Below are 22,313 nucleotides of genomic sequence, written 5' to 3' on the forward strand. Positions count from 1 at the left end.
GTTCGAGTAAATTTGGGTTATGGCATCGTGGGCAGACTTCGCCGCCGCCGCCCCTTCACTGGCGGCGGCCATCCGCACGCTCGTCTGCCAGTACGGCCCGGGCTTGGGCTACCTGGCCACCGTCCGCCCGGACGGCGGCCCGCGCATCCACCCCGTCTCCCCGGTCATCACGGCTTCGGGCTTGTACTGCTTCGTGCTGCCCTCACCGAAGCGCCACGACCTGGACCGCGACGGGCGATACTCACTGCACAGCTTCCCCTCGGACTCCTCGGACGACGAGGCTTACCTGTCCGGCCGGGCCGTGCTCGTGTCGGATCCGGACCTCGTGGCGCGCTTGGCCGTGTTGTCGCGCGCGGCGGCGGGGATCGATTGGAAGCTCTACGAACTGTCGATCGACCTGGCGATGTACGTCTCTCGCGGGGACTCGACTGCTTCTGGCCGCACGGTGTGGAGGGACCGGGCGGGGGGTGTTCCGCGGGCTCGGCATAATGGTTCGTGCGTTGAGGCTGTGGATTCGGTACAGTAGGCGTCGCTCGCGGGTGTAGTTCAATGGCAGAACATCAGCTTCCCAAGCTGACAGTGAGGGTTCGATTCCCTTCACCCGCTCCATGGCAAAGGCCCTGGTCAGGACGGATGTCCGACCAGGGCCTTCTTTATGTCCAAGACACTCGAAACTCGCTGCGTGCCATTAGCGGGCCATTGCGGTGACTGTCAGCTGTCCGAACGACGCCGTCCTCGGCTCGACGGCCCGGTGATGCACCGGCGCGCCTGGGCCAGCGCGGCGATGACCTGATCAAGGGCCTCGGCGTCGAGGAGTGCCCGATGCTGGCCGGGCTGCAGCTGGCCGCGAAGGTCGACAACGGCGGCTCCACCGGCGCGCTGCTCGACCATTACGGTGATCAAGTTGAGTTGTCCAGGTGCCCGTCGGACGCCGATCGCACCGGTCGCACAGAGGTGCCGTTCGTGGGCCTCGTGCCCGATGGTGCACCAGGACGGGCACGGCACACGGAACGGCAGCGGTGAGACGGGGGCGTGTTCGACGGTTACAGTTCGGCGGACCGGCATTTGGGTGACGCTCATGCTGTCACAACGACGATCCATCGCACGGGCCACAACGTCGGGCCTCCGCAGGACGGTGCTGACAATGGCGACCCAGCATTACGCCGCTCCTCCGTTCCGCATCCCCGTGTTGGCGCAGGACAGGCATGTCGGCCCGTTGCTGCAAGCTGCACATCAGAGCGAGCCCTTGGGTGCCACCCACTCAACGGGTTGGCCGGTGATCGCCGCGATGCGTTCGTAGTCGGCGTCGTAGTGCAGCACCGTCGCCCCGTTGAGTTCGGCGGTGGCCGCGATGATGAGATCGGGTAGACGGAAATGGCGATGCTGGCTGGTAGTGGCCAGTGCCCGGTGCGTGTCGAGCGCCCGGGTCATAGCCTGTTCGGTCACGTCGATCCAGCGATGCCCGTGCAGTGCCGCCCACAGCGTCTCGTAGCTTTTCGGATCGGGTGCGTTGTTCAGGTACTCCAGCGAGGTCATCTGGCAAGCGGCCAACCGGCCTTCGGTCAGCAGCGTCTCGAAGCGTCGCCGGACCTGCAGATGCTGTCCCTGCAACACGTACACCGACGTGTCGGCCAGATAGATCGGGCCGGCCATCAGGCCGCATCGACCTCTCGGGCGTCTTCGGCGAGCTGTGACAGGTCACGCCCGCCGCCGTAGCCCCAGGCGTGATGAGCATCGCTGAAGTCGATCGTCACACTGTCGAACGCGGCAACGATCTCGACGGCCTTGCGGCGCATCGCGAACGCGTGGAGAGCAGCGTTGATGGTCGCGACCTTCGTGTCGGTGCCAAGCTCCTCACGGGCAGCGTCCAGCCACTCGTCGTTCACGTCTACCGTGATGCGCGTCATGAAGAAATGTTAGCACCATGGACTCAGCTCGCGAAACACCAAGATCATAAAATACAGAGCACCAAGTGCGTCAGTAGCGTGGTGAGAGTCTAAGCGTGCTTCGTGCCATTACGGCGGGCGCGTCGAGGACGCTCCAGGCCATTCGGGGCTGGGACACGAGCCGCTTGACCGGACCTGCATGGCCTGACCTGTCCAGTTCCCAAGCTGACAGTGAGGGTTCGATTCCCTTCACCCGCTCTCTAGTTGCCTGGGGCTCGAGCCCCAGACCCCACGATCGTGGGTTATCGGCTCGGCTGTGATCCGCCGCGAAACCGCTTGAACGCCCCCGGCCGGGTCGGCACGCGGCCCTTCCGAACTCATCGCCTTCACGCGGCGGTGTCGGACGGCCGGCTGGTTTACCGTTGGGGTTGAGTGCACTCAACCACGGAGGTTGTTCGTGAGCGTGGATGGTGCTCGAGCTCCGCTGGGATCGCGTTACGCCGATCAGCGGCCTTACGTCGTGGCTGGCGACCTGGCCGAATTGTGCGGCCCGACCAGCGGCACGGTCCAGTTGGATCGGCGCCTGAACTGGTCTGGGCGGGCGGTCTATGACCTCGATAACGCGCGGCGGCTGGCCAGTATGTACGAGGCGGTTCTCAGGGAGGCCACTCGTGTAGAGCAACTCCACGCCTGGCTCGACGGGCCGACTCTGATTCGCCTATGGTCGGAGTTGGTTCTGCCGCCTCAGGTTCAGCAACTTTGGGAGAGCCGATTCCCGCAATTGGCGAGTGAGCGGAGACCCGCGGCCTAGCGATGCGTGACCAGGTTTCGATACATCGTCGTCTCGCTGAGATCGGCCTGCGAGCCGGAGGCCAGTACGGATTCGCCTTGGCCGGTGGGCATGCAGTGGCGGTGCACGGGATCCTGCAGCGGCCAAGTGAGGATGTTGACCTCTGCTTCCGGGACGCTGAACTCCAGCGCTGAGGGCATGCCGCGAGACATTGCCTCTGGATCGCGCGTCCACCGCTGCCACCGCGCCGGTTTGAGTGCTGGAGCCGTGCGGGCTTAACGGGGTTGTCCGGTGTGGACGGGCCGCGCATAATCGGCGCGCGCCGCTGAACTATCAGTGGCTTATGAAATCCCGCCGAGTGCCCTTCAAGAGGAGCAGCGTGGGTAAGTCTGTGCTTTCCGGCCTCACGACCGTCGTGGTGGCCGCTGGTGTGGTGCTGGTCGCGGGGGCCGGCTCCGCCTATGCCGCAACCACCCCGTTGTACGTCAACAACACTCTCAGTACCGCCTGCTCGGACGCCGGTGACGGTAGTCAGAGCCGGCCCTTCTGCACGATCACGGCTGCCGTCGCGGCCCTGAGCAACGGTCAGACCGCGCAGATCACCGGCGTGTTCAACGAGCGCGTCAACGTCAACAAATCCGGCGTCGTACTGCAGGCGTCCGGAAACGCCCGGGTGTCCGGAGCGAGCGCCGGGTTCACCGTCGACGGGCAGCATGACGTGGCGATCGTCGGCATCGACGTGCAGAACGTGGCGAGCGCGCCCGCGTTCTCGATCAGCAACAGTGCTCGAGTCTCGGTGCTCGGCGGCAGCGCTTCCATGGCGAGCCAGGCGACGGTACCGGCGATCAAGCTTTCCGGCGTGACCGACTCGGTGCTCAACGGAGTCCAGGTCGGGGGCTACTCGGTGGCGGCCGGAGTCGCCCTGGACGCGAGCACGTCCCGGACCCTGCTCAAGGGGCTGAAGGTCAGTCTTGGCACCGCGGCCGGCAGTGTGGGGATCGACGTCGCCGGGTCCGGCAACACGGTCGTCAACAGCCGGGTCAGCGGCGGCGCCGTGGCCGGCATTGCGCTGCGGGCCGGGGCGGCGGGGAACACCGTTGCCAACAGCACCGTGTTGATCAGTAACGGCGTCGGGATTCTCAACGACGGGGCCGCCGGTACCGCGATCACCAACAACTCGCTCGACTTCAACTGCCTCGGGGGCATCCGTGTGGCGGGGGCGTCCAGTGGCGTGTCGGTGCAGAACAACGTCGTGAGTGGCGAAGCCTGTGTGCCGGGCGGGGCACGGGTGCTCGCGATCGGGCTGTACGACGGTGCGGCGGGGAGCACGGTGGTCGACTACAACGCCGTCTCCGGGCAGTACTGGTGGAACGGGCCGCTCGGACTCGCCGGGTTCCGGGCCGCGTCCGGGCAGGCCGCGCATGACGTCGACAGCGTCGATCAGGCGCACATCGAGGACTCGGCGAACTCGGCCGCGCCCGGGTATCAGAGCACCGACTCGTCCGGCAAGCCGCGCGAGGACAATCCGGCGCAGGCCAACACCGGCGCCGGGCCGGTCACCTATGCCGACCGTGGGGACTCCGAGATGATCCCGGGGCCCTCGCCGCGGGTGACCGTCACGGCGGATCAGGTCGGCAACTCGGTCACGGTCGACGCGTCGCACACCATTCCCGGCTACGTGCCCATTGCCACGTACCGCTTCGACTTCGGGGACTCGACCGGGCTGGTGTCGCAGGCCTCGGCGGTTGCCACCCACCACTACGCGACGCCGGGGACGTACTCGATCTCGGTCACCGCCGTCGATGTCAACGGCTTCAGCGCCACGCAACAGCAGTTCATCTCGCTGTGGCCGGCGAAGCGGACGTTCGCGTTGCTGGCGCACGACAGCAACCGGTACGTCAGCGCCACCGAGGGTGCCAACATGCAGATGCGTGCGTACCAGCCCGCGATCGGCGTGTCGGAGCTGTTCGATCTCGTGGAGGTGGCCACCGAGACGTACGCGCTGCGTTCCCGCGTCAACGGCCAGTACTTCCGGGTGCTCGTCGGTCCGGACGTGCCCGCCGGGTCGAACGTCGTGGGCGCCTGGGAGCCGTCGACGAACGGTGCCGATACGCGATTCACGATCACGAACAACGCCGACGGTACGGTCAGTCTCCGCTCGGAAGTCAACGGGAAGTACTTGAGCAGCAACGGCGGCAGCCAGATGACCGCCGACCGCGCCACGATCGGGCCGTGGGAGGAGTTCAGCCCGGTCGATGCGGTCAACGCCACCGTCTCCCTGAAGGCCCAGATCAACGGCCGGTACGTCACCGCCGACAACGGTGGGCAGCAGGCGCTCATCGCCAACCGGACCGCGGTCGGCTCGTGGGAGCAGTTCGACCTGGTCGACGCGGGCGGCGGCTGGGTCGCGCTCTACTCGCGGGCCAACGGGCTCTTCGTGACCGCGGAGGCGGGCGGCAACTCCCCGCTCATCGCCAACCGGGCCACCATCGGCGCGTGGGAGAAGTTCAAGGTGATCACCAACGCCGACGGCAGCATCAGCCTGCAGGCGAATGCCAACGGCCGGTACGTCACGGCCGACAACGGCGGCAACTCCCCGCTGATCGCGAACCGGACGTCGATCGGCGCGTGGGAGAAGTTCAACCGGTAAGCGAAACCACTGAACGAAAGACGGCGGGGTCCGCGTCACCGCGGACCCCGCCGGAACACATCACGAGGACACGAAGAACTGCTCCCACGCGCCCAACGTCGTGCGGTTGGCGATGAGCGGGGAGTTGCCGCCCGCATCGGCGGTGACGTACTTGCCGTTCGCGCCGGCCAGCAGCAGGTCGCCGGTGATGGAAATCTTGTGGTCGACCTTGAATCGCTCCCAGTCGCCGACGGTCGGGCGGTTGGCGATGAGCGGCTGGTTGCCGCCCGCCTCCGCGGTGACGAACTGGTAGTTGGCGTGCGAGAACAGCGCCACCCAGCCGTCGCCCGCGTCGATGAGGTCGAACTGTTCCCAGGAGCCGATCGCGTCGCGGTTGGCGATGAGCGGCTTGGCACCGCCGTTGTCGGCGCTGACGTACCGGTTGTTGACCATGGCGCGGATGCGGCTGTTCGCGCTGAGCTCGCCGGCCAGCTGGTAGAAGCGTTCCCACGCGCCGATCTCGGTGCGGTCGGCGGTCAGCGGGGCGGCGCCGTTGTTGCCGCTGAGGTACTTGCCGGTGCGCCGGGAACGCAACCCGAAGGCGCCGTGGTCGATGGGCACGATCTCGAACGCGTCGGCGTCCGCGCCGTTCGCGGTCAGGCGGCCCGTGGCCGTGTCGACCGTGACGTACTTGCCGTTGGCGAGTGAGCGCAGCCCCACGTCGCCGCCCACGTCGACCAGGTCGAAGCGCTCCCAGGTGCCGCCGGCGGCGGTGCGGTTGGCGACCAGCGGCTGGCTGCCGCCGGCGTCCGCGGTGACGTACCGGAGATTGCTCCCCAGCAGCGAGATCGGCCTGAGCTTGGGGTAGGCCGAGATCTGCCGGGTGACGGTGCTGGACGCGCCGTAGTGGTCGGTGATGGTGAGCGTCACGGTGTAGTGGCCGCCGTGCCGGTAGATGTGGCCGTTGTTCCAGCCCGAGACCGTCTCGACGACGCCGTCGCCGAAGTCCCAGGTGGACTTCGCGATGCCCCCGGTGCCCGGCAGCGAGCCCGAGGTGTCGCTGTTGAAGGCGCCGAGGTCGACGACCGGGTTCAGGGTGAGGCTCGCGACGGGCGCGACCGGGTTCACCGTGCCGACCGCCAGCCCGATGCCGAAGCCGCCGCCCCACGCGATGAACGAGGACGTCACCGCACTTGCGGCGGTGTCGATTGTCGCCACGGTACCGTCGGATCCGGAAACATAGACGCGCCTGCCGTCCGGCGCGACGGCGACCGCGACCGGGCTGAAGCCGAGCGGAATGGTCGCGACAACGGCGTTGGTGGCGGTGTCGAGCACCGAGACGGTGTGGTCGTTGGCGTTGGTGACATAGGCCCGCGCGCCGTCCGGGGTGACGTCCACGAACTGCGGCGAGGTGCCGACGTTCACGGTGGCCGTGACCGTTTCCGTCGCGGTGTCGAGAACCGACACCGTGCTCGCCGCGCGGTTGACGACGAATGCGTGCTTGCCGTCCGGAGTGACCGCCACGCCGCCCGGGTTCCGTCCGGCGGGAATGGTGCCGGTGACGGTGTTGGTGGTGGCGTCGAGCACGCTGATGCCGTCGACCGTCGTGACGTACAAGCGACGGTTGTCAGGGGTTATGGCAAGGTCTTCGGGACCGCGGCCGACCGTGACGGTCGCGGTGACGGCGAAGGTGCCGAGGTCGATGACGGAGACCGAGTTGTCGCCGTAGTTGACGACGTAGGCGTGCCGGCGGTCGGGTGCGATCGCGACCCCGCGCGGGGATCGGCCGACGGGAATCCGGCGCTGCACGGCGCCGCGGCTGAGCCCGGCCACGACAACGGCATTGTTGGTCGTGTCCGCGATGACGGCGATTCCGGCGTCGGAGGCGATGGCCACCTCGCCGGCCCCGCTTCCGGCCTCGGTGCTGCTGACGTATTTGCCGAGCGCCGGATCGACGATGAACGTCATCGGCATATTGACGGCGGTGGCGTAGAGGAGTTCGACGGGGGCTGCCGCGGCGGCGGGGTGAACGCCCGACAGCAAGACGAGACCGGCCGTCACGAACGTCGTCGTGAGACCGGCCACGAATCGATTGCGCACGCGCGCATTATGCGGCTCAGGAAAAGCGAATCCGAACCGGGCTCGCGGATCCGGTACGCGGCGCGAAGGCGAACGCGGCCAGCGCGTGCTTGACCACGGTGAGGGTCTCGGCGCCCACGAGGTCGATCCAGGAGCGCTCCGCGGCGGCCCCGGCCTCGCGCATGCCCGCGACCGCCTCGGCGCCCGACGGGGTGAGGGTCAGCCGGCGGCTGCGCGCGTCGACCTCGTTCGGCTGGCGTTCGAGCAGGCCCTCCACGGCGAGCGTGGCGCAGATCTTGCTAATCGCCTGGGTCGTCATGCCCAGCCGCTCGGCGAGCTGGGTGACGGTGTCCAGGCCGTCGCCGATGAACAGGACGGCGAGCGACTGCGACGGCGTGAGGTGCGGATACCCGGCCGCCGCGGCCGCGCCCAGGATCTCGCGCACGATGCGCTCGCACGCGGCGGCCAGCAGCACGCCCAGGTCCAGGTCCGGCTCAGCGGTCATGCCAAAACCCTACTCAATCCTTGACTGGGTAACCAGGTTACGTATCTAATGATGGTAACCGATTTACCTAACAAGGGAGCGGGTCATGAGCATCGACATCGACGGGCTGCGGGGCGACGGCAAGGGTCTGGTCCTGTACTTCATCCGGGCCGCGAACTGCCCGGTCTGCCTGCGCCACGTGAAGAGCCTGGACAACCTGGGCCTGACCGCCCGCGGCGTGGCCGGCGCCGTGGTGGTGCCCGGCGGCCCGGCCGAGGCCGCCAAGGTGCGCCGGATCGCGGGCGGCCTCGCCGTCGTGTCCTCGGACGGGGTGGCCGCGCACCGGGCCGCGGGCCTGAACCGGACCCTGGTCATGCAGCACAGCGGCACGCTGCTGTTCGACGCGACCGGCCGGGAGACCTACCGCCTCACCACGACCATGCCGATGGGCAGCTTCGACGCCGGAGCGCTGGAAGCCGCCATCGATCGGCTTTAGGGCGTGGGTTCGATGCGGGCGATCAGGGCCTTCAAGCGGCCGACCTCTTCGGCCAGGGCCGTGGTGCCGGCCTGGGTCAGCGTGATCCAGGTCCGGCCCCGCTTGCCCTCGTAGCCCTTCTCGACCTCGACCAGGCCCGCCGACTCCAGGACGGTCAAGTGCTGGGAGAGGTTGCCCGCGGTCAGTTCCAGCTGGGTCCGCAGGAAGCCGAACTCCACCCGCCCCGCCTCGTGGGCGATGGTCAGGATGCCCAGGCGGACCCGCTGGTGGACCACGTCGTCCAGGCCTGTGACCGGGTGCGGGGATTCGGTCACCGCGCTCGCCGCCCCGCGATGGCGAAGCCCAGGGCGCCCAGGAGGAGCAGGCCGCCGTTGATGGCGAGTTGAGGCGCGAACTGCCAGTTCGAGCCCCAGCCCTCGCCCCAGCCGAAGTTGATCGGGACGAGTACGACCAGCAGGTACACCAGCGTGAAGGCCAGCAGCGAGATCCGCCGTTCCAGCCAGGCCAGCACCAGCAGGGCCAGGCCGATCATGCCCCCCGGGTCGAGCACGCGGAACAGGAACTGCACGAACTGCGGCGGGGCGTCGGGGTAGTAGGGGTGGTCGAGCGCGCCCCAGGTCGTGGCCGCGGCCGCGGCCACGACCAGCAGGCCGAGGCCGGTCAGGACGTACGGGCGGATCCGGGCGCCCAGGCCGCGCCGGCGCGCCACGAGCACGTAGCCGGCGGCGATCGCCAGGTAGGCCAGGACCAGGGCGGACAGCCAGTAGATCTGGGCCGACCGGTACCAGACCTTGCAGATCTGGCCGTCGGAGAGCTGCCGGCATTCGCTCAGGACCGGGTCGGTGAATCGGTAGACGAGGATCGCGCCGAGGGTGACCAGGCCCAGGAGCAGCAGCGGCAGCCAGGTCACCCGCTGGGCCAGGCGGACCCGGCGGGCCATTTCGCGTACGTCGGCCAGGACCCGGCGGGGGTCTCCGCCGGCCGGCACCGCATCTGAAGCCATGCCAATAGGTTTGCATTCCAAACCGGTTGGCGCAAGAGCGTCGTGGCGGCAACCTTGAACCTCACGGCACGTCAGGCCCTAGCGTCGGGAGACGTGGCAGGAAGCGAGCAAGCGATGCGCGTCGGGGAACTGGCCAGAGCGACCGGCCTCACCGTCCGCACGCTGCACTACTACGACGAGATCGGCCTGCTCAGCCCCGGGCAGCGCAGCTCCGGCGGGCACCGCCTCTACAACGGCGAAGACATCCAGCGCTTGTACCGCATCTGCCTCCTGCGCCGCCTCGGCGTCCCCTTGGAGCAGATCGCCCGCGCGCTGGACGACCCCGCCTGGAGCCTGGGCGCGGCCGTCCACCGGCACCTCGACGAGGTGGACCGGCAGGTCGCCGCGGCGCATCGGCTGCGGTCGGGGCTGCAGGGAATGGTCGACACGCTCGGCGTCGACGGGCCGCTCGACGCGCAGGCAATGCTCAGAAAAGCATGCACCGGTACCTCGTGCAGGTGTTCGGCCTCGGTGCCGGTCGCCTCGAGCGGGGTACCGACGGAACCGTCTTGCATGCCGAAGTGGAAGCCGGCGACGGGGTGATCTGGCTGCACCGCGTGTCGGAGCGGTTCGGCCTCGCCTCGCCGCGGACCGTTGGGGTCGCCACCGCCGGCGTGTCGGTGATGGTGGACGACGTCGACGCGCACCACGCCCGGGTCGCCGCGGCCGGGGCGGCGATCGTCTACCCGCCCGAGGACATGCCGTACGGCGTGCGCGAATACAGCGTCCACGACCCCGAGGGCGGCTTCTGGTCGTTCATGACCGCGCTGGACTGATGCTCTAATGGCGGGATGATCGAGCGGTTCCGCAACGACGGGCTCGAGTTCGAGGTCGACGATCTCGGGGACCCGGCGGCGCCCGCGATCATCCTGCTGCACGGCTTTCCGCAGGACCGCGCGGCCTGGTCCGCCGTCGCCCGCGAGCTCGTCGCGGCCGGGCGCCGGGTGCTCGTCCCGGAGCTGCGCGGATATGCCGAGCGGGCAAGGCCGAAACAGCGTCGCCGGTACACCCTGGAAGTCCTCGCCACCGATGTGCTCGCGCTCGCGGACCAGGCCGGGGTGGACCGGTTCGATCTGGCCGGGCACGACTGGGGGTCGGCGCTCGCGTTCCACGTCGCCGGCCGGCACCCGCAGCGCGTCCGGACGCTCACCGCGTTCTCGGTGCCGCACCCCGCAGCCTGGGCCAACGCCGGCGTGCGGCAGCTGCGCCGGTCGGCCTACATCGGGTTCTTCCAGCTACCGGTGCTGCCCGAGCTGATCCTGACGCCCCGGTTCCTCGAGCGCCGGCTCCTGCGCAGCGGGCTCGGGCCGGAGCACGCGCACCGTTACGCCTTCGCGAAAAACCGCCAAGCCCTGCACTGGTACCGCGCGATCCTCGCCAAACCCCGCACGCCCACACCTCGGGTGCCGGTGCCGACGCTCTTCGCGTGGGGCGACGGGGACGAGTTCGTCACGGAGCGGCTGGCGCGCCGGTGCGGACAGTGGGTCGACGGGGAGTACACCTTCGAAATCCTGCGCGGCGTGCGCCACTGGATCCCGGAGATGCATCCCCGCCGAGCCGCGGAGCTGGTGCTCAGCCGGTGCCGCTGATCGAGCGGACGTCCCACAGGTAGACCCCGCCGACGATCCGGTAGGGGGCGGCGTCCGGCGCGACGAGCTTGTCGATCGTCTCGCGCAGGACCTTCTCGTTCGCGTAGCCGACCGGCATGACCAGCGTGGTGGCCTTCCAGTGCTTGATGTCGGCCCGGATGGCGGCGCGCTGCGTCTCGGTCACGGCCGGGGACGTCTTCATCGCGGCGACCGTGTTCAGGTAGATGACCGTGTCGCGGTAGCCGGGGCCGAAGTGCGCGAACTTGTCGTCCGGGTTGGTGTCGTTCGGGCCGAGGAAGTACCCGCCGGTCAGCTTGACCTCGAAGTTCGTCTCGGTCGACCAGCGCATCATCTTGATGTTGTCGGTCCAGCCGCCGGGCAGCGGGGCCACCACCGGGTTCGGGGGCAGCTCGGTGCGCCAGTTGCCGTTCGTGAACAGCGCGGGCAGCTTCGGGCGGCCGTTGGCGGGCTGCGGGGTCGGGAACAGCGGGATGAGCGCGGCCAGCAGCGCGACCCCCCAGATCAGGGCGGCCCGCGGGCTGCGGCGCGGTGTGTCGTTGCCGGTGTTGGCGGGCGGCAGCGGCGGCTCGGACGACTCGGGTTCGTCCCCGAGCGCGGCGTCCCCGGAGGCGCCCGAACCGACCAGCGCGGGCTCAGGTTCCCGCGCGGGCACCTCGGTCGCGGGAGCCGGGACCTCGGCCGGGCGCAGTTTCTCGACCACCAGCTTGTCGACCAGCAGCGCGATGCCGACGCCCACGCAGACCGTGACGATCAGGCCCAGCCGGGTCGGCACCACCGAGTCGAAGAGCGGCAGCTTGCTGATCCACTTCCAGGGGCCGTGGAAGTTGGTGCGGTCCACGCCGTTGAAGCGGATCACGTCGCCCAGCGAGAAGACCGCGAAGACGAAGGCGGTGATGAACAGCGCGCGGGAGAGCCGGTTGCGCCACAGCGCGATCGCCCCGGCCACCAGGAACAGGGCGAGCGGCCAGCCGAAGAAGCTGTTCTCCTCGCTGGCGTTGCCCTTGTTCAGCGTGGCCGCGGTGTCGACGTCACCGGCGATCGAGTAGCGGCCGAACGTGACGTACGAGGTCGCGTCCAGGTTGATCCCCCGCACCCCGTCGTCGAGGCCGCTGTAGTGCTGCGGGCCGAAGAACTGGAAGTACAGCGGGTAGGCCAGCACCGCCCCGGCGACCAGCAGCGTCACGCCGCACTTGGGCAGCAGCACCTTGGCGAAGCCGGGCAGCTGCTTCCACGGCACGTAGGACAGGATGAACACGAACAGCGCCATCGCCGTGAAGAACAGCATCTCCTCGTTGATGCCAGCCTGCAGGACGACGAGCACGGCGAGCCAGCTGCCCTGCCGCCACACGTGGCCCGGGTGCCGCATCCGGAAGACGGCCGCGATGATCAGCGGGATGAAGTATTGCCCGGCGATGTTCGGGTGGCCGGCGATCTGCGACATCATGGCCGGCGCGAAGCCCAGGAACGCGGCGCCGACCGCGGCGGCGGGGCGCGAGCGGCCGAAGTGCCGGGTGAGCACCCAGTACCAGGCGATGGCGGTGCCGGCCAGGGCCAGGGTGGAGATCAGCGCGAACGTCACGCCGGCGCCGAGCCACAGCGTCACCGGGGTCAGCGGCAGCGCGAGGGTCAGCACCGACGTGTTCGCCATCAGGTTGACGCCCAGCGGCGCGTTCACGTCGTCGGAGAAGAACGGCGTCTCGCCGTGCGAGAACAGCTCGGTCGCGTGGGTCAGGAACCACTCGAACGTGAAGCTGTCCTGGAAGTTCAGCGTCAGGTAGCGCCCGTTCGGGTCCACCCAGAGGCGGCCCAGCACGTACATGGCGCCGAGGACATAACCCAGCATCACCAACGTGTCGACGGCCTTGGCCGGCACCCGGAATCTCACCCGGTGCAGTGTAGGCGAGGGGTATGACAGGTCAAGAATTCCCAGCTCAGAGCGCTAGCAGGCGGCGCGGTAGGCGTCCAGGTTCACCCGCTTGCGGATATTGCTGAAACGCAGCGTAGCCGGGGTCGGGCACTGGGCGGCGCTGTACTCGACGTGGAAGACCGGCTTGCCGGCCGTGATGAACGGGGTGAGCTGCCCGCACTCGGCGTACTGCCGGCACGACTCGTTGACCGCGAAGTCGAACGCCGGCTGGAGCGCCTTGACCTGGTCCAGGTCGTTCTTGAGCCCGACGGCCAGGCCGAGGGAGTGCGCGAGGTCGGCCACCCGGCGGTTGAACGTGAGCTGGTCGGCCGCGGTGAGCGGGAAGCCGGAGTCGTTGCTGTAGCCGTCCATGTTGTCCGGGTCGACCGCGTCGAAGCCCTTGGCCGCGCAGTCGGCGAAGCGCGCGGCGAGGATCGGGCGCAGGGCGGCCCAGTTCCGCACGTCCAGCCACTGCTCGCCGGGCCAGCCGTCCAGTGCCTTACCGCGCACCGCGGCCGGGAACTTCGCGGCGTCGGTGCGCCAGTTCTCGTACGAGCCGGCATCCACGTAGCAGACGACCTTCCGGCCCGCCTTGTGCAACGCCGCCACCTGGGCTCGCGTGGAATCGGCGCCGTCGATGTCGTACACCTGGGCCTGGATGCTCGTGTCGAGCTTGCCGGAGAACTGCATCTGCCAGGTGAGCCCGACGGTGGGCCGCCAGTGCGAAGGCGTGGCGGCGGCCGCGGGGGAGGCGGCGGCCAGGACGGCGGCGGTGGCGGCCATCAGGGTGGCGAGGAGTCGGCGCATGGCCCGGAGATCGGCGCGCGGGCCGCGGGGGCGGGTGAAAGCCGGGTGCGACTCCAGTGCGCGACAGCGAGGAAAAACCTGGAAGACACGTTCGGTATCGTCAAATGTGACGGAAACGGCCACAAGAAGGTGGACTCAGATGGTCCTGAAGATGTCCTCGCTGTTCCTGCGGACGCTGCGCGAGGATCCCGCCGACGCCGAGGTGACCAGCCACAAGCTCCTGGTCCGCGCCGGATACGTGCGACGCGTCGCGCCGGGCATCTTCACCATGCTGCCGATGGGCCTGCGGGTGCTGCGCAACATCGAGCGCGTGATCCGCGAGGAGATGGACGCGATGGGCGGCCAGGAGCTGGTGTTCCCCGCTCTGCTGCCGCGCGAGCCCTACGAGGCGACCGGGCGCTGGACCGAGTACGGCCCCAACATCTTCCGGATCAAGGACCGGCGGCAGGGCGACTACCTGCTCGGCCCCACGCACGAGGAGATGTTCACGCTCACCGTGAAGGACCTGTACTCCTCGTACAAGGATCTGCCGCTCACGCTGTACCAAATCCAGTCGAAGTTCCGCGACGAGGCCCGTCCCCGCGCCGGCATCCTGCGCGGCCGTGAGTTCGTCATGAAGGACTCCTACTCGTTCGACGTCGACGACGACGGCCTGCGCGCCGCGTACGGGCGGCACCGCGAGGCCTACATCAAGATCTTCGACCGGCTCGGCCTGGACTACGTCATCTGCTCCGCGATGAGCGGCGCGATGGGCGGCAGCGCGTCGGAGGAGTTCCTCGCCAACTGCGAGATCGGCGAGGACACGTTCGTGCGCTGCGTGAACGGCGACTACGCGGCCAACGTCGAGGCGGTCGTGACGCCCCCGCCCGCCGCCCTGTCCATCGAGGGCCAGCCCGCGGCCCAGGTGGCCGACACGCCCGAGACGCCCACGATCGAGACGCTGGTCGACCTGTTCAACGCGCGCGACGACCTCAAGCGCGACGACCGGGCCTGGACCGCGGCCGACACGCTCAAGAACGTCATGCTCATGCTGACCCTGCCCAGCGGCAAGCGCGAGCCGCTGGCGGTCGGCGTGCCCGGCAACCGCGAGGTCGACCTGCGCCGCGTCGAGGCCGTCGTGTCGCCGGCCGAGGTCGCGCCGATGACCGAGGCCGAGTTCGCGCAGCATCCGGCGCTGGTCAAGGGGTACATCGGGCCAGGTGTGCTGGGCGAGAAGAACTCGTCGGGCATCCGGTACCTCGTCGACCCCCGCGTGGTCGACGGCACCGCCTGGATCACGGGCGCCGACGAGCCCGGCAAGCACGTCATGCACCTCGTCGCCGGCCGGGACTTCACCCCCGACGGCACCATCGAGGCGGTCAAGATCGTCGACGGCGACGTCTGCCCGGTCGACGGCGGCCGGCTGGAGCAGGCCCGCGGCATCGAGATCGGGCACATCTTCCAGCTCGGCCGGAAGTACGCGCAGGCCCTCGGCCTCTCCGTGCTCGACCAGAACGGCAAGTCGCAGGTCGTGACCATGGGCTCGTACGGCATCGGGGTGACCCGCGCGGTCGCCGTGGTCGCCGAGCAGACGGCCGACGAGCGCGGCCTGTGCTGGCCCCGCGAGCTGGCCCCGGCCGACGTGCACGTGGTCGCGGCGGGCAAGACCGAGGAGATCCGCGACGGCGCGGCCAAGGTCGCCGCCGACCTCGAGGCGGCCGGGCTGACCGTGCTGCTCGACGACCGCAAGGACGTCTCGCCGGGCGTGAAGTTCAACGACTCCGAGCTCATCGGCGTGCCGACGATCGTGGTGGTCGGCAAGCGGCTGGCCGACGGCGTCGTGGAGCTGCGTGATCGCAAGACCGGCGACAAAACGGAACTTCCCGCCGAAACCGCCGTCGAAGCCGTTGTTGCGGCGGTTCGTGCATAGTGCTGTAGGGTTCGGCCGATCGGCTCCTTGGCGGGTCGGCCGAACGGTCAGAAGTATGCGGGCAAATCACCACATGAAAGACTCTTCGGTTTGACTGGCCGCCAGGAGGGGCCGATACGTTGCGTCACGGCCTTGCTGTCGACGAAGGGTGCAGACGTTGTCCGGCCGACATTCTCTTGTCAGTCGCCGTCACCTCATCCCATTGATCGCCGGGGTCGCAGCCGTCGTCGCGCTCGTCGGCGGCGCGGTGGCGACGATGAACATGGGCAGCGACGACCCGAAGTCCGTCGCCGCGGTCGACACCCCGCGCAGCCCGCAGGACCGGGCCGACCGCGGTGAGCGCCCGTCGCCCTCGGCGCAGCCCAGCCTCGACCCTGCCCAGGGCGTCGAATCGGGCCTGACCAGCACTTCTGCGTCGCCGACGCCGTCCAAGACGCCCAGCAAGTCCAAGACCCCGACCAAGAGCCCGACCACCAAGGCCCCGGCCGAGGTGGCGAGCAGTGGCACCTGCGAGGTCTCGTACTACGCTGATGGACAGAAGACCGCCAATGGCGAGAACTTCGATCCCAACGGGCTGACCGCGGCTCACAAGACGCTGAAGTTCGGCACGATCGTCCGGGTCACGAACCTGGCCAACGGCAAATCCGTCGATGTGCGGATCAACGATCGGGGTCCCTTCGTGGCGGGACGCTGTCTCGACCTCGCCAAGGGCGCCTTCGTGAAGATCGCTTCGGTGAGCGCCGGCGTGATCGACGCGAAGTATGAGGTACTGAAGTAAGACAGACCCGGCCGTTTGATGGAACGGCCCGGCGGTCGGTTGGTGGCATGCTGTTGGCCGGACCTATGAAACGTCAGTTGCTTCCCGAAGCCCGCGCCGGAGTCGGCGCGGCCTTCGTGCTGCTCGCACTCGTCCTGACCGCCGAGGTCGCCGACGGGTTCCGGGCCGACTACGTGGGCCTGCTCGCCGCCGCCCCCTTCCTGGCGGCCGCGTTCGCCTCGTGGCCGGAGGTCCTGGCGGTCGGCAGCGCCTCGACCCTGCTCGCCTTCGTCTTCTGCTCGATCGAGCTGATGCACACCCGCGACCGCATGCTCGTCCTGATGCTCAACCTGGGCGGCGTCGTGGTCGCCAGCGGCATCGCGTCGGCCGTGGGAGCGATCCGGCAGCGGCAGATCGCGCGGTACGCCGAGCTGTCCCACCTCGCCCAGGTGGCCCAGGGCGCCGTGCTGCGCCCGCTGGGCCCGCAGGTAGGCCCGCTGACGGTCGCGGCCCGCTACATCTCGGCGAGCGCCGCGGCCGACATCGGCGGCGACCTGTACGAGGCCCTGGACACCCCGTACGGCGTACGCATGATCATCGGCGACGTCCGCGGCAAGGGCCTGGACGCGGTACGCCTGGCCAGCATCGTCCTGGGCTCGTACCGCCACGTCGCCTTCGAACGAGCCGACCTGCGCGCCATCGTGGCCGACCTGGACCGCGCCGTGGCCCGCTCCCTGGGCGACGAGGACTTCGTGACGGCCGCCCTCATCGAGGAGCGCGGCGGCACCCTGACGATCGTGAACTGCGGCCACCCGGCACCCTTGCTGCTCCGCCGCGGGCGGGTCATTCCTCTGGAGCCGCCGGCGAACGCCCCGCCACTCGGCTTCATGCCGGTGGTGAAGCCCCGGGTGGAGCGCTTGGAGCCCGGCGACCGGCTGCTGTTCTTCACCGACGGCCTGGCCGAGGCGCGCCGCGACGGCCAGTTCTTCCCGACGGCAGAGCGGGCGCAGCGGCTGCTGGGTCACGGTACTGTCGCGGATGGTCTGAAATCGCTGGAGAGCGCCTTGCTGGACTGGGTGCGGGGCCGGTTGGACGACGACATCGCGCTGGTCCTGGTGGAGTACCAGGGCGTGAAACCGCAGGCCCAGGTCCCAAGCTGGGAAATCGGCGGCGCGGGCGTGGCATCGTCCTGAGCATGACTTCGTTGCCGCCCGCCGTCGACCGGGCCACGTTCGATGCCGAGGTTGCCCGCCTGCGAGCGCGGGAGAAGGCCCACACCCGCGAGGGCGACGCGCTCGCCGCCCAGCGCCGCCGCCTACCGATGGTCGAGGTCGACCCGGCTCTCACGGTGACCGGCCCGGACGGCCCGGTGCCGCTGCTGGACGTCTTCGAGGGCCGCCGCCAGCTCATCGCGTACTACTTCATGTGGCGCCCGGGCGAGCCCGCGGCCGACCAGTGCGAGGGCTGCACGTGGTGCAACACGCACGTGGCGGAGTTGGCCTACCTGCACACACGGAACATCACGTACGCCGTGTTCGCGCAGGGGCCCTACCCGGAGAGCCGGCGCTACCGGGACTTCATGGGCTGGACCATGCCCTGGTACTCGGCGCTGCCCTCCCTGGACCGCCTGCTCGTCGGCCGCGAGGTCGGCATGATGCACCTGGTCTGCTACCTGCGCGAGGGCGACCGGGTCTTCGAGACGTACTGGACCACCCGGCGCGGCGTCGAGATCATGGACAACAGCTACTCGCTGATGGACCTGACCGTGTTCGGGCGCCAGGAGACGCACGAGGACTCGCCGGACGGGTGGCCACAGCCATGGCCCGTCGACGGCGCCTTCCACCGGCTCGACGGGCGCCCGATCGCCCAGTGGTCCCGCCTCGCGGCTGGGCGATCGGACGCGCTGCGCTAGCGGTCCGCTTCGGCGCGACCTGCATCGGCTCAGAGCCGGGGCAACCTGGCTGGGAAGACGATCCGATGCGCCTCGCTTTGGGTGATCGGGTCGCCTTGATGCGCCGCCGCGGCGTTCCATACCGCCTCGACCTGCGCATACAGCTCCGACACTTCTGCGGCAGCTCGGGCGCCCTGCGATCGCTTCACATCCCAATTGACCCGGCGCCAGCCGCCGCGAGACGTCCGCCTTTCGGAATTGACAAGCGGATTGAACGCGACTTGCAACCTGTGCTCCAGGGCCAACCCGACGACGCCACGTATCTCGTCTGCCAGCCCTTCGGCGGCCGGCAGCCGCGACCACTCGATGACAACAACCCGCTCCCAAGTCTCGGGAGGAAAGGTTGTTGCAAGATGGTGGCTCTCCCCGATCGGCAGATCACGTAGCCGGCGCTCACCTTCGGCGGTCTGGCCGATGTACAGCAGACCCCAGTTGAGCCAGACGCCATACAGGACGGGGCCGGCGATACGGTGCCCTTCCACGGCTCCCACCAGGGCGTCGCTGAGGCTGAAGGCAAAGGTGTAGCGCGCGCGGCGCCAATCCCGGGCCCGGGATTCACTGGCGGTCATCCGGTTCACGCTGTCGCGCCAGGCGGCGAGATCGACTTCCCACTCGTCGGGGAGGTGATTCTGCGTCACGCATCTGCCTTCAGAGGTCGGAAAGCCCGGGCTCGTGCCGTTGACCATCGAGCGCAGGCTGATCGTACCGTCGGCGGTTGTTCGTGGCGCTGAAGTTGTGTCGTTGCTGTTGGTCGCCGTCCCACGGTGGGGTGGGCCCGGTGCGGGGCACCGGGCTCAGACGACGAACGGCGGACTTACAGCGCCTCGACCTCCATGCCGCGTTGGCGGGGGATGAGGCGGCGCATTGGGGCTCGGTGGCGGCCCGTGTAGAAGCGGGGGTACTTCGGGGCGAAGAGCGTGCCCATGAGACGGACGATCATCGCGGCGGCCCTCCTTATGACTGGGAGTAACCGGTCAACGACCGCATCACCCGGGGGTGACGGCGTGTCCGCTACTCAACTGCTCCTCAGGGGTACTCACTCATCTTTTCTGTGGTCATGTTCACTCGCAGGGGCCACTGTTCCTCGTTACTAGCGAGTAATAAGATGGCTGTTACCGGCTGGTAACCCCAGTCGGCCATGCTTTTCGGCACCAGCGCCGCGATCACAGAGACGGGGGCCACTCCGCGATGACCCATTACAAGAGCAACCTGCGGGACCTCGAGTTCAACCTGTTCGAAGTGTTCGGGGTGGACAAGGTCATGGGGCAGGGCCCCTACGGTGACATCGACGTGGACACCGCCAGGGACATTCTCGGCGAGGTCGACCGGCTGGCCCGCGAGGACCTGGCCGCCAGCTACGTCGACGGGGACCGCAATCCGCCCGTCTACGACCCGGCGACGTTCTCGGTGACGATGCCCGAGAAGTTCAAGCAGTCCTACAGCTCGTTCATGGCGGCCGAGTTCTGGCGGCTGGATCTGCCGAGTGAGCTCGATGGCACGGCGGCGCCGCGGGCGCTGTGGTGGTCGCTGGCCGAGCTGGTGCTGGGGTCCAACGCGCCGATCTGGATGTACGCCTCGGGGCCGTCGTTCGCCAACACGCTGCGGATCGAGGGTACCGAGGAGCAGAAGCGGTGGGCCAAGCTCTTCGTCGAGAAGCAGTGGGGCTCCACGATGGTGCTGACCGAGCCGGATGCGGGCTCGGACGTCGGCGCGGGCCGCACCAAGGCGGTGCCGCAGGCTGACGGGTCCTGGCACATCGAGGGCGTCAAGCGCTTCATCACCAGCGCCGAGCACGACATGGCCGAGAACATCGTGCACTACGTGCTGGCGCGGCCGGTCGACACGCCTGGGGCCGGTGGGCCGGGGACCAAGGGGCTGTCGCTCTTCGTGGTGCCGAAGTTCCACTTCGACGGCGAGACCGGTGAGCTCAAGGACCGCAACGGGGTCTTCGTCACGAACGTCGAGCACAAGATGGGGCTCAAGGTCTCCACGACGTGCGAGGTGACGTTCGGCGGGCACGGTGTGCCGGCCAAGGGCTGGCTGCTCGGCGACGTGCACGAGGGCATCCGGCAGATGTTCCTGATCATCGAGTACGCCCGGATGATGGTCGGCACCAAGGCCATCGCGACGCTGTCGACGGGGTACCTCAACGCGCTCGAGTACGCCAAGAGTCGTGTGCAGGGTGCCGATCTGGTGTCCACGGACAAGGCGGCGCCGCGGGTCACGATCATCAACCACCCGGACGTGCGGCGGTCGCTGCTCATGCAGAAGTCGTACGCCGAGGGGCTGCGCGCCCTGGTCTGCTACACGGCGACCTGGCAGGACAAGGTGGCGCTGGCCGAGGCGTCCGGCGACGAGAAGGCGGCCAAGATCGCCAAGCGGGTCAACGACCTGCTGCTGCCGCTGGTCAAGGGCGTCGGGTCGGAGCGCGCGTACGAGCTGCTGGGCCACGAGTCGCTGCAGACCTTCGGTGGCTCGGGCTTCCTGCAGGACTACCCGCTCGAGCAGTACGTGCGCGACTCGAAGATCGACACGCTGTACGAGGGTACGACCGCGATTCAGAGTCTTGACCTCGTGTTCCGCAAGATCGTGCGGGACCAGGGCAAGGCGCTGCTCACGGTGGCCGCCGAGATCCAGCAGTTCCTGGAGTCCGAGGGCGGCAACGGGCAGCTCAAGGTCGAGCGGGCCGCGCTGGGCAAGGGCCTCGCGGAGGTACAGCAGATCCTCGGCATCTTCACCGGCTGGCTCGGTGAGGCGCAGGGCGGCGATCCGCAGGCGCTGTACAAGGTCGGCCTCAACAGCCGGCGCTTCCTGCTCGACCTCGGCGACATCGTGGTCGGCTGGCTGCTGCAGCGGCAGGCCGAGGTGGCCCTCAAGGCGCTGGCCGGCGACGTCTCGCCCGCCGACAAGGCGTTCTACGAGGGCAAGGTGGCGGCCGCGAAGTTCTTCGCGCACGAGGTGCTCCCGCGGGTCGGCGCCGACCGCCGGGTCATCGAGTCGACCACGCTGGACGCGATGCAGCTGTCCGAGGACAGCTTCTAGAAAAGCGAAGCGGGGAGGGCAATGGCGCCCTCCCCGCTTTTCCGTGTCTAACCGCGCGCCGTGTGCTCCGAGGAAAGCTGTGCGTCGGCGAGGCTCGCCCAGGTGCCCTCGAACCGGTGCACCGCGATCCCGGAAGTGGCCATACCCCGGTCGGCGAGCGCGTTCGGCGCCAGCTCGTGGGACAGGTCGGAGATCGTCGGGTTGTGCCCGACCAGCAGCAGGGTCTCCACGTCCGCGCCGACCTGGCGGATCAGGTCCAGCGTGTCGAAGGCCGGCCCGGTGTAGATGCGGTGCTCGAACAGCGCCGGCGCCTCGACCCCGGTGTCGGCGAGCGTTTCGCGGGTGCGGACGGCGGTCGAGCACAGTACGGCATCCGGTTGAAGGTTCTGTTCTTTGAGCCAGGCCCCCGCGGCGGCGGCATCGCGGTGCCCGCGCGCGGTGAGCGGCCGCTCGATGTCGGTGGCGTAGTCGTCCGGGTCGGCCGCCTTGGCGTGCCGGAGAAGGATGAGCGTGCGCACGGTCATGGGCTCAAGCCTGCCCGATTGAAGAACGTCGTGCGTGGGTAACCCGGAGCACAGACAGTTACCCAACAGTCGCCGCGGGAGGCCTTCGATGGGTATCGGCGGAAGTATCCTTTTGATCGTCGTCGGTGCGATCATGACGTTCGGGCTGGACGACACGGACGTCGGGCCGTTCAACCTCGACACGATCGGCTGGATCCTCCAGCTCGCCGGGCTCGTCGGCCTGGCCTTGACCCTGTACTTCTGGAACTCGCGCCGCCGTACGGTGGTCTCGGCGGCCCCGCCGCCGCCCCCGCCGGCCGCCGGCACCGTGATTCCGCCCTCGGCCGACGAGGTCATCGAGCGGCGTACGCGCCGCTACTAGAAGACGCTGCAAAAAGGCCCGGCGGGAGCAGTCCCGCCGG

General features: G+C 69.0%; 24 protein-coding genes, 1 tRNA gene and 2 pseudogenes. 15 read left to right on the forward strand and 12 right to left on the reverse strand.

What is annotated here, in order from left to right; all coding sequences use genetic code 11:
- The first annotated feature begins 19 nt into the window (after positions 1 to 19).
- The 3 genes from ACQP00_RS00365 (at position 20) to ACQP00_RS00375 (ending at position 1,023) form a co-directional block, all read left to right on the forward strand.
- Complete coding sequence (locus tag ACQP00_RS00365) at positions 20 to 526, forward strand: pyridoxamine 5'-phosphate oxidase family protein (protein WP_433212627.1); 507 nt, start codon at positions 20 to 22, stop codon at positions 524 to 526.
- Between the two features lie 9 nt (positions 527 to 535).
- Positions 536 to 609, forward strand: a tRNA-Gly gene (locus ACQP00_RS00370).
- Between the two features lie 213 nt (positions 610 to 822).
- Positions 823 to 1,023, forward strand: a complete 201-nt coding sequence (locus tag ACQP00_RS00375) for a hypothetical protein (RefSeq protein ID WP_433212630.1) — start codon at positions 823 to 825, stop codon at positions 1,021 to 1,023.
- Positions 1,024 to 1,233: 210 nt separating this feature from the next.
- Here ACQP00_RS00375 and ACQP00_RS00380 read toward each other — a convergent pair whose 3' ends face one another.
- From ACQP00_RS00380 to ACQP00_RS00390, 3 genes are all read right to left on the reverse strand, one after another.
- Positions 1,234 to 1,653, reverse strand: coding sequence for a PIN domain nuclease (locus tag ACQP00_RS00380; RefSeq protein WP_433212633.1), 420 nt, complete (start codon positions 1,651 to 1,653; stop codon positions 1,234 to 1,236).
- Complete coding sequence (locus ACQP00_RS00385; protein WP_433212635.1) at positions 1,653 to 1,907, reverse strand: type II toxin-antitoxin system VapB family antitoxin; 255 nt, start codon at positions 1,905 to 1,907, stop codon at positions 1,653 to 1,655. Before ACQP00_RS00385 ends, ACQP00_RS00380 begins: the two co-directional genes overlap by 1 nt.
- Before the next feature lie 786 nt (positions 1,908 to 2,693).
- The gene (locus ACQP00_RS00390; RefSeq protein WP_433224380.1) at positions 2,694 to 2,876 is read right to left on the reverse strand and encodes a hypothetical protein; all 183 of its coding nucleotides are present in this window, start codon (positions 2,874 to 2,876) and stop codon (positions 2,694 to 2,696) included.
- Between the two features lie 179 nt (positions 2,877 to 3,055).
- Between ACQP00_RS00390 and ACQP00_RS00395 the strand changes: the two genes are divergently transcribed.
- Positions 3,056 to 5,326 carry an RICIN domain-containing protein gene (locus ACQP00_RS00395; protein WP_433212638.1) on the forward strand — a complete coding sequence of 757 codons (2,271 nt, stop codon included), beginning with the start codon at positions 3,056 to 3,058 and terminating at the stop codon, positions 5,324 to 5,326.
- Positions 5,327 to 5,386: 60 nt separating this feature from the next.
- Here ACQP00_RS00395 and ACQP00_RS00400 read toward each other — a convergent pair whose 3' ends face one another.
- Together ACQP00_RS00400 and ACQP00_RS00405 are read right to left on the reverse strand one after the other, a co-directional pair.
- Entirely contained in the window at positions 5,387 to 7,405 is a 2,019-nt protein-coding gene (locus ACQP00_RS00400; protein ID WP_433212641.1) for a PKD domain-containing protein, read from the reverse strand.
- Positions 7,406 to 7,421: 16 nt separating this feature from the next.
- Positions 7,422 to 7,889, reverse strand: a complete 468-nt coding sequence (locus ACQP00_RS00405) for a MarR family winged helix-turn-helix transcriptional regulator (RefSeq protein ID WP_433212644.1) — start codon at positions 7,887 to 7,889, stop codon at positions 7,422 to 7,424.
- A gap of 85 nt (positions 7,890 to 7,974) precedes the next feature.
- Here ACQP00_RS00405 and ACQP00_RS00410 point away from each other — a divergent pair, with 85 nt between their 5' ends.
- Complete coding sequence (locus tag ACQP00_RS00410) at positions 7,975 to 8,364, forward strand: hypothetical protein (RefSeq protein WP_433212647.1); 390 nt, start codon at positions 7,975 to 7,977, stop codon at positions 8,362 to 8,364.
- Here ACQP00_RS00410 and ACQP00_RS00415 read toward each other — a convergent pair.
- Both ACQP00_RS00415 and ACQP00_RS00420 read right to left on the reverse strand, forming a co-directional pair.
- On the reverse strand, positions 8,361 to 8,678 hold the full coding sequence (locus tag ACQP00_RS00415) for a transcriptional regulator (RefSeq protein ID WP_433212650.1): 318 nt from the start codon (positions 8,676 to 8,678) through the stop codon (positions 8,361 to 8,363). The genes ACQP00_RS00410 and ACQP00_RS00415 overlap by 4 nt on opposite strands.
- On the reverse strand, positions 8,675 to 9,367 hold the full coding sequence (locus ACQP00_RS00420; RefSeq protein WP_433212653.1) for a hypothetical protein: 693 nt from the start codon (positions 9,365 to 9,367) through the stop codon (positions 8,675 to 8,677). The genes ACQP00_RS00415 and ACQP00_RS00420 overlap by 4 nt, the downstream gene beginning before the upstream one ends.
- Positions 9,368 to 9,481: 114 nt before the next feature.
- Between ACQP00_RS00420 and ACQP00_RS00425 the strand changes: the two genes are divergently transcribed.
- From ACQP00_RS00425 to ACQP00_RS00435, 3 genes are read left to right on the forward strand one after another with little or no spacing between them, the layout of a single operon-like run.
- Entirely contained in the window at positions 9,482 to 9,949 is a 468-nt protein-coding gene (locus tag ACQP00_RS00425; RefSeq protein WP_433212656.1) for a MerR family transcriptional regulator, read from the forward strand.
- A complete protein-coding gene (locus tag ACQP00_RS00430) occupies positions 9,844 to 10,182 on the forward strand; it encodes a VOC family protein (protein ID WP_433212659.1) in 339 nt (112 codons plus the stop codon). The genes ACQP00_RS00425 and ACQP00_RS00430 overlap by 106 nt, the downstream gene beginning before the upstream one ends.
- Before the next feature lie 15 nt (positions 10,183 to 10,197).
- A complete protein-coding gene (locus tag ACQP00_RS00435; RefSeq protein WP_433212662.1) occupies positions 10,198 to 10,995 on the forward strand; it encodes an alpha/beta fold hydrolase in 798 nt (265 codons plus the stop codon).
- Here the strand turns inward: ACQP00_RS00435 and ACQP00_RS00440 are convergent.
- Together ACQP00_RS00440 and ACQP00_RS00445 are read right to left on the reverse strand one after the other, a co-directional pair.
- A complete protein-coding gene (locus ACQP00_RS00440; protein ID WP_433212665.1) occupies positions 10,979 to 12,901 on the reverse strand; it encodes a hypothetical protein in 1,923 nt (640 codons plus the stop codon). The two genes, ACQP00_RS00435 and ACQP00_RS00440, sit on opposite strands and share 17 nt — an antisense overlap.
- A 54-nt stretch (positions 12,902 to 12,955) precedes the next feature.
- Positions 12,956 to 13,729 (reverse strand): endo alpha-1,4 polygalactosaminidase, encoded by a 774-nt coding sequence (locus ACQP00_RS00445; RefSeq protein ID WP_433212668.1) that lies wholly within the window; start codon positions 13,727 to 13,729, stop codon positions 12,956 to 12,958.
- A 139-nt stretch (positions 13,730 to 13,868) separates the two neighbouring features.
- Between ACQP00_RS00445 and ACQP00_RS00450 the strand changes: the two genes are divergently transcribed.
- The 5 genes and pseudogenes from ACQP00_RS00450 (at position 13,869) to ACQP00_RS00470 (ending at position 18,307) form a co-directional block, all read left to right on the forward strand.
- The gene (locus tag ACQP00_RS00450; RefSeq protein ID WP_433212671.1) at positions 13,869 to 15,638 is read left to right on the forward strand and encodes a proline--tRNA ligase; all 1,770 of its coding nucleotides are present in this window, start codon (positions 13,869 to 13,871) and stop codon (positions 15,636 to 15,638) included.
- 148 nt (positions 15,639 to 15,786) lie between these two features.
- On the forward strand, positions 15,787 to 16,416 hold the full coding sequence (locus tag ACQP00_RS00455) for a septal ring lytic transglycosylase RlpA family protein (protein ID WP_433212674.1): 630 nt from the start codon (positions 15,787 to 15,789) through the stop codon (positions 16,414 to 16,416).
- 47 nt (positions 16,417 to 16,463) lie between these two features.
- A pseudogene (locus ACQP00_RS00460) lies at positions 16,464 to 16,662 on the forward strand (serine/threonine-protein phosphatase); the annotation flags it as partial.
- A gap of 128 nt (positions 16,663 to 16,790) precedes the next feature.
- Positions 16,791 to 17,588, forward strand: a pseudogene (locus tag ACQP00_RS00465) (PP2C family protein-serine/threonine phosphatase); the annotation flags it as partial.
- A 2-nt stretch (positions 17,589 to 17,590) separates the two neighbouring features.
- Positions 17,591 to 18,307, forward strand: coding sequence for a DUF899 family protein (locus ACQP00_RS00470; protein WP_433212677.1), 717 nt, complete (start codon positions 17,591 to 17,593; stop codon positions 18,305 to 18,307).
- Between the two features lie 29 nt (positions 18,308 to 18,336).
- Here ACQP00_RS00470 and ACQP00_RS00475 read toward each other — a convergent pair whose 3' ends face one another.
- Together ACQP00_RS00475 and ACQP00_RS00480 are read right to left on the reverse strand one after the other, a co-directional pair.
- Positions 18,337 to 19,032: a hypothetical protein gene (locus ACQP00_RS00475; protein ID WP_433212680.1), complete on the reverse strand. Its 696-nt coding sequence runs from the start codon at positions 19,030 to 19,032 to the stop codon at positions 18,337 to 18,339.
- 128 nt (positions 19,033 to 19,160) lie between these two features.
- Entirely contained in the window at positions 19,161 to 19,286 is a 126-nt protein-coding gene (locus tag ACQP00_RS00480) for a hypothetical protein (RefSeq protein WP_433212683.1), read from the reverse strand.
- 248 nt (positions 19,287 to 19,534) lie between these two features.
- On the opposite strand from ACQP00_RS00480, the gene ACQP00_RS00485 reads away from it, so the two are divergent.
- Positions 19,535 to 21,388, forward strand: a complete 1,854-nt coding sequence (locus ACQP00_RS00485) for an acyl-CoA dehydrogenase (protein WP_433212686.1) — start codon at positions 19,535 to 19,537, stop codon at positions 21,386 to 21,388.
- Between the two features lie 47 nt (positions 21,389 to 21,435).
- Here ACQP00_RS00485 and ACQP00_RS00490 read toward each other — a convergent pair whose 3' ends face one another.
- Positions 21,436 to 21,912: a SixA phosphatase family protein gene (locus tag ACQP00_RS00490; protein WP_433212689.1), complete on the reverse strand. Its 477-nt coding sequence runs from the start codon at positions 21,910 to 21,912 to the stop codon at positions 21,436 to 21,438.
- A gap of 133 nt (positions 21,913 to 22,045) precedes the next feature.
- Between ACQP00_RS00490 and ACQP00_RS00495 the strand changes: the two genes are divergently transcribed.
- Entirely contained in the window at positions 22,046 to 22,273 is a 228-nt protein-coding gene (locus ACQP00_RS00495) for a DUF6458 family protein (protein ID WP_433212692.1), read from the forward strand.
- The last annotated feature ends 40 nt before the right edge of the window (positions 22,274 to 22,313 follow it).

The sequence above is a fragment of the Dactylosporangium sp. CS-047395 genome (assembly GCF_050942185.1).
Taxonomy (GTDB): domain Bacteria; phylum Actinomycetota; class Actinomycetes; order Mycobacteriales; family Micromonosporaceae; genus Dactylosporangium.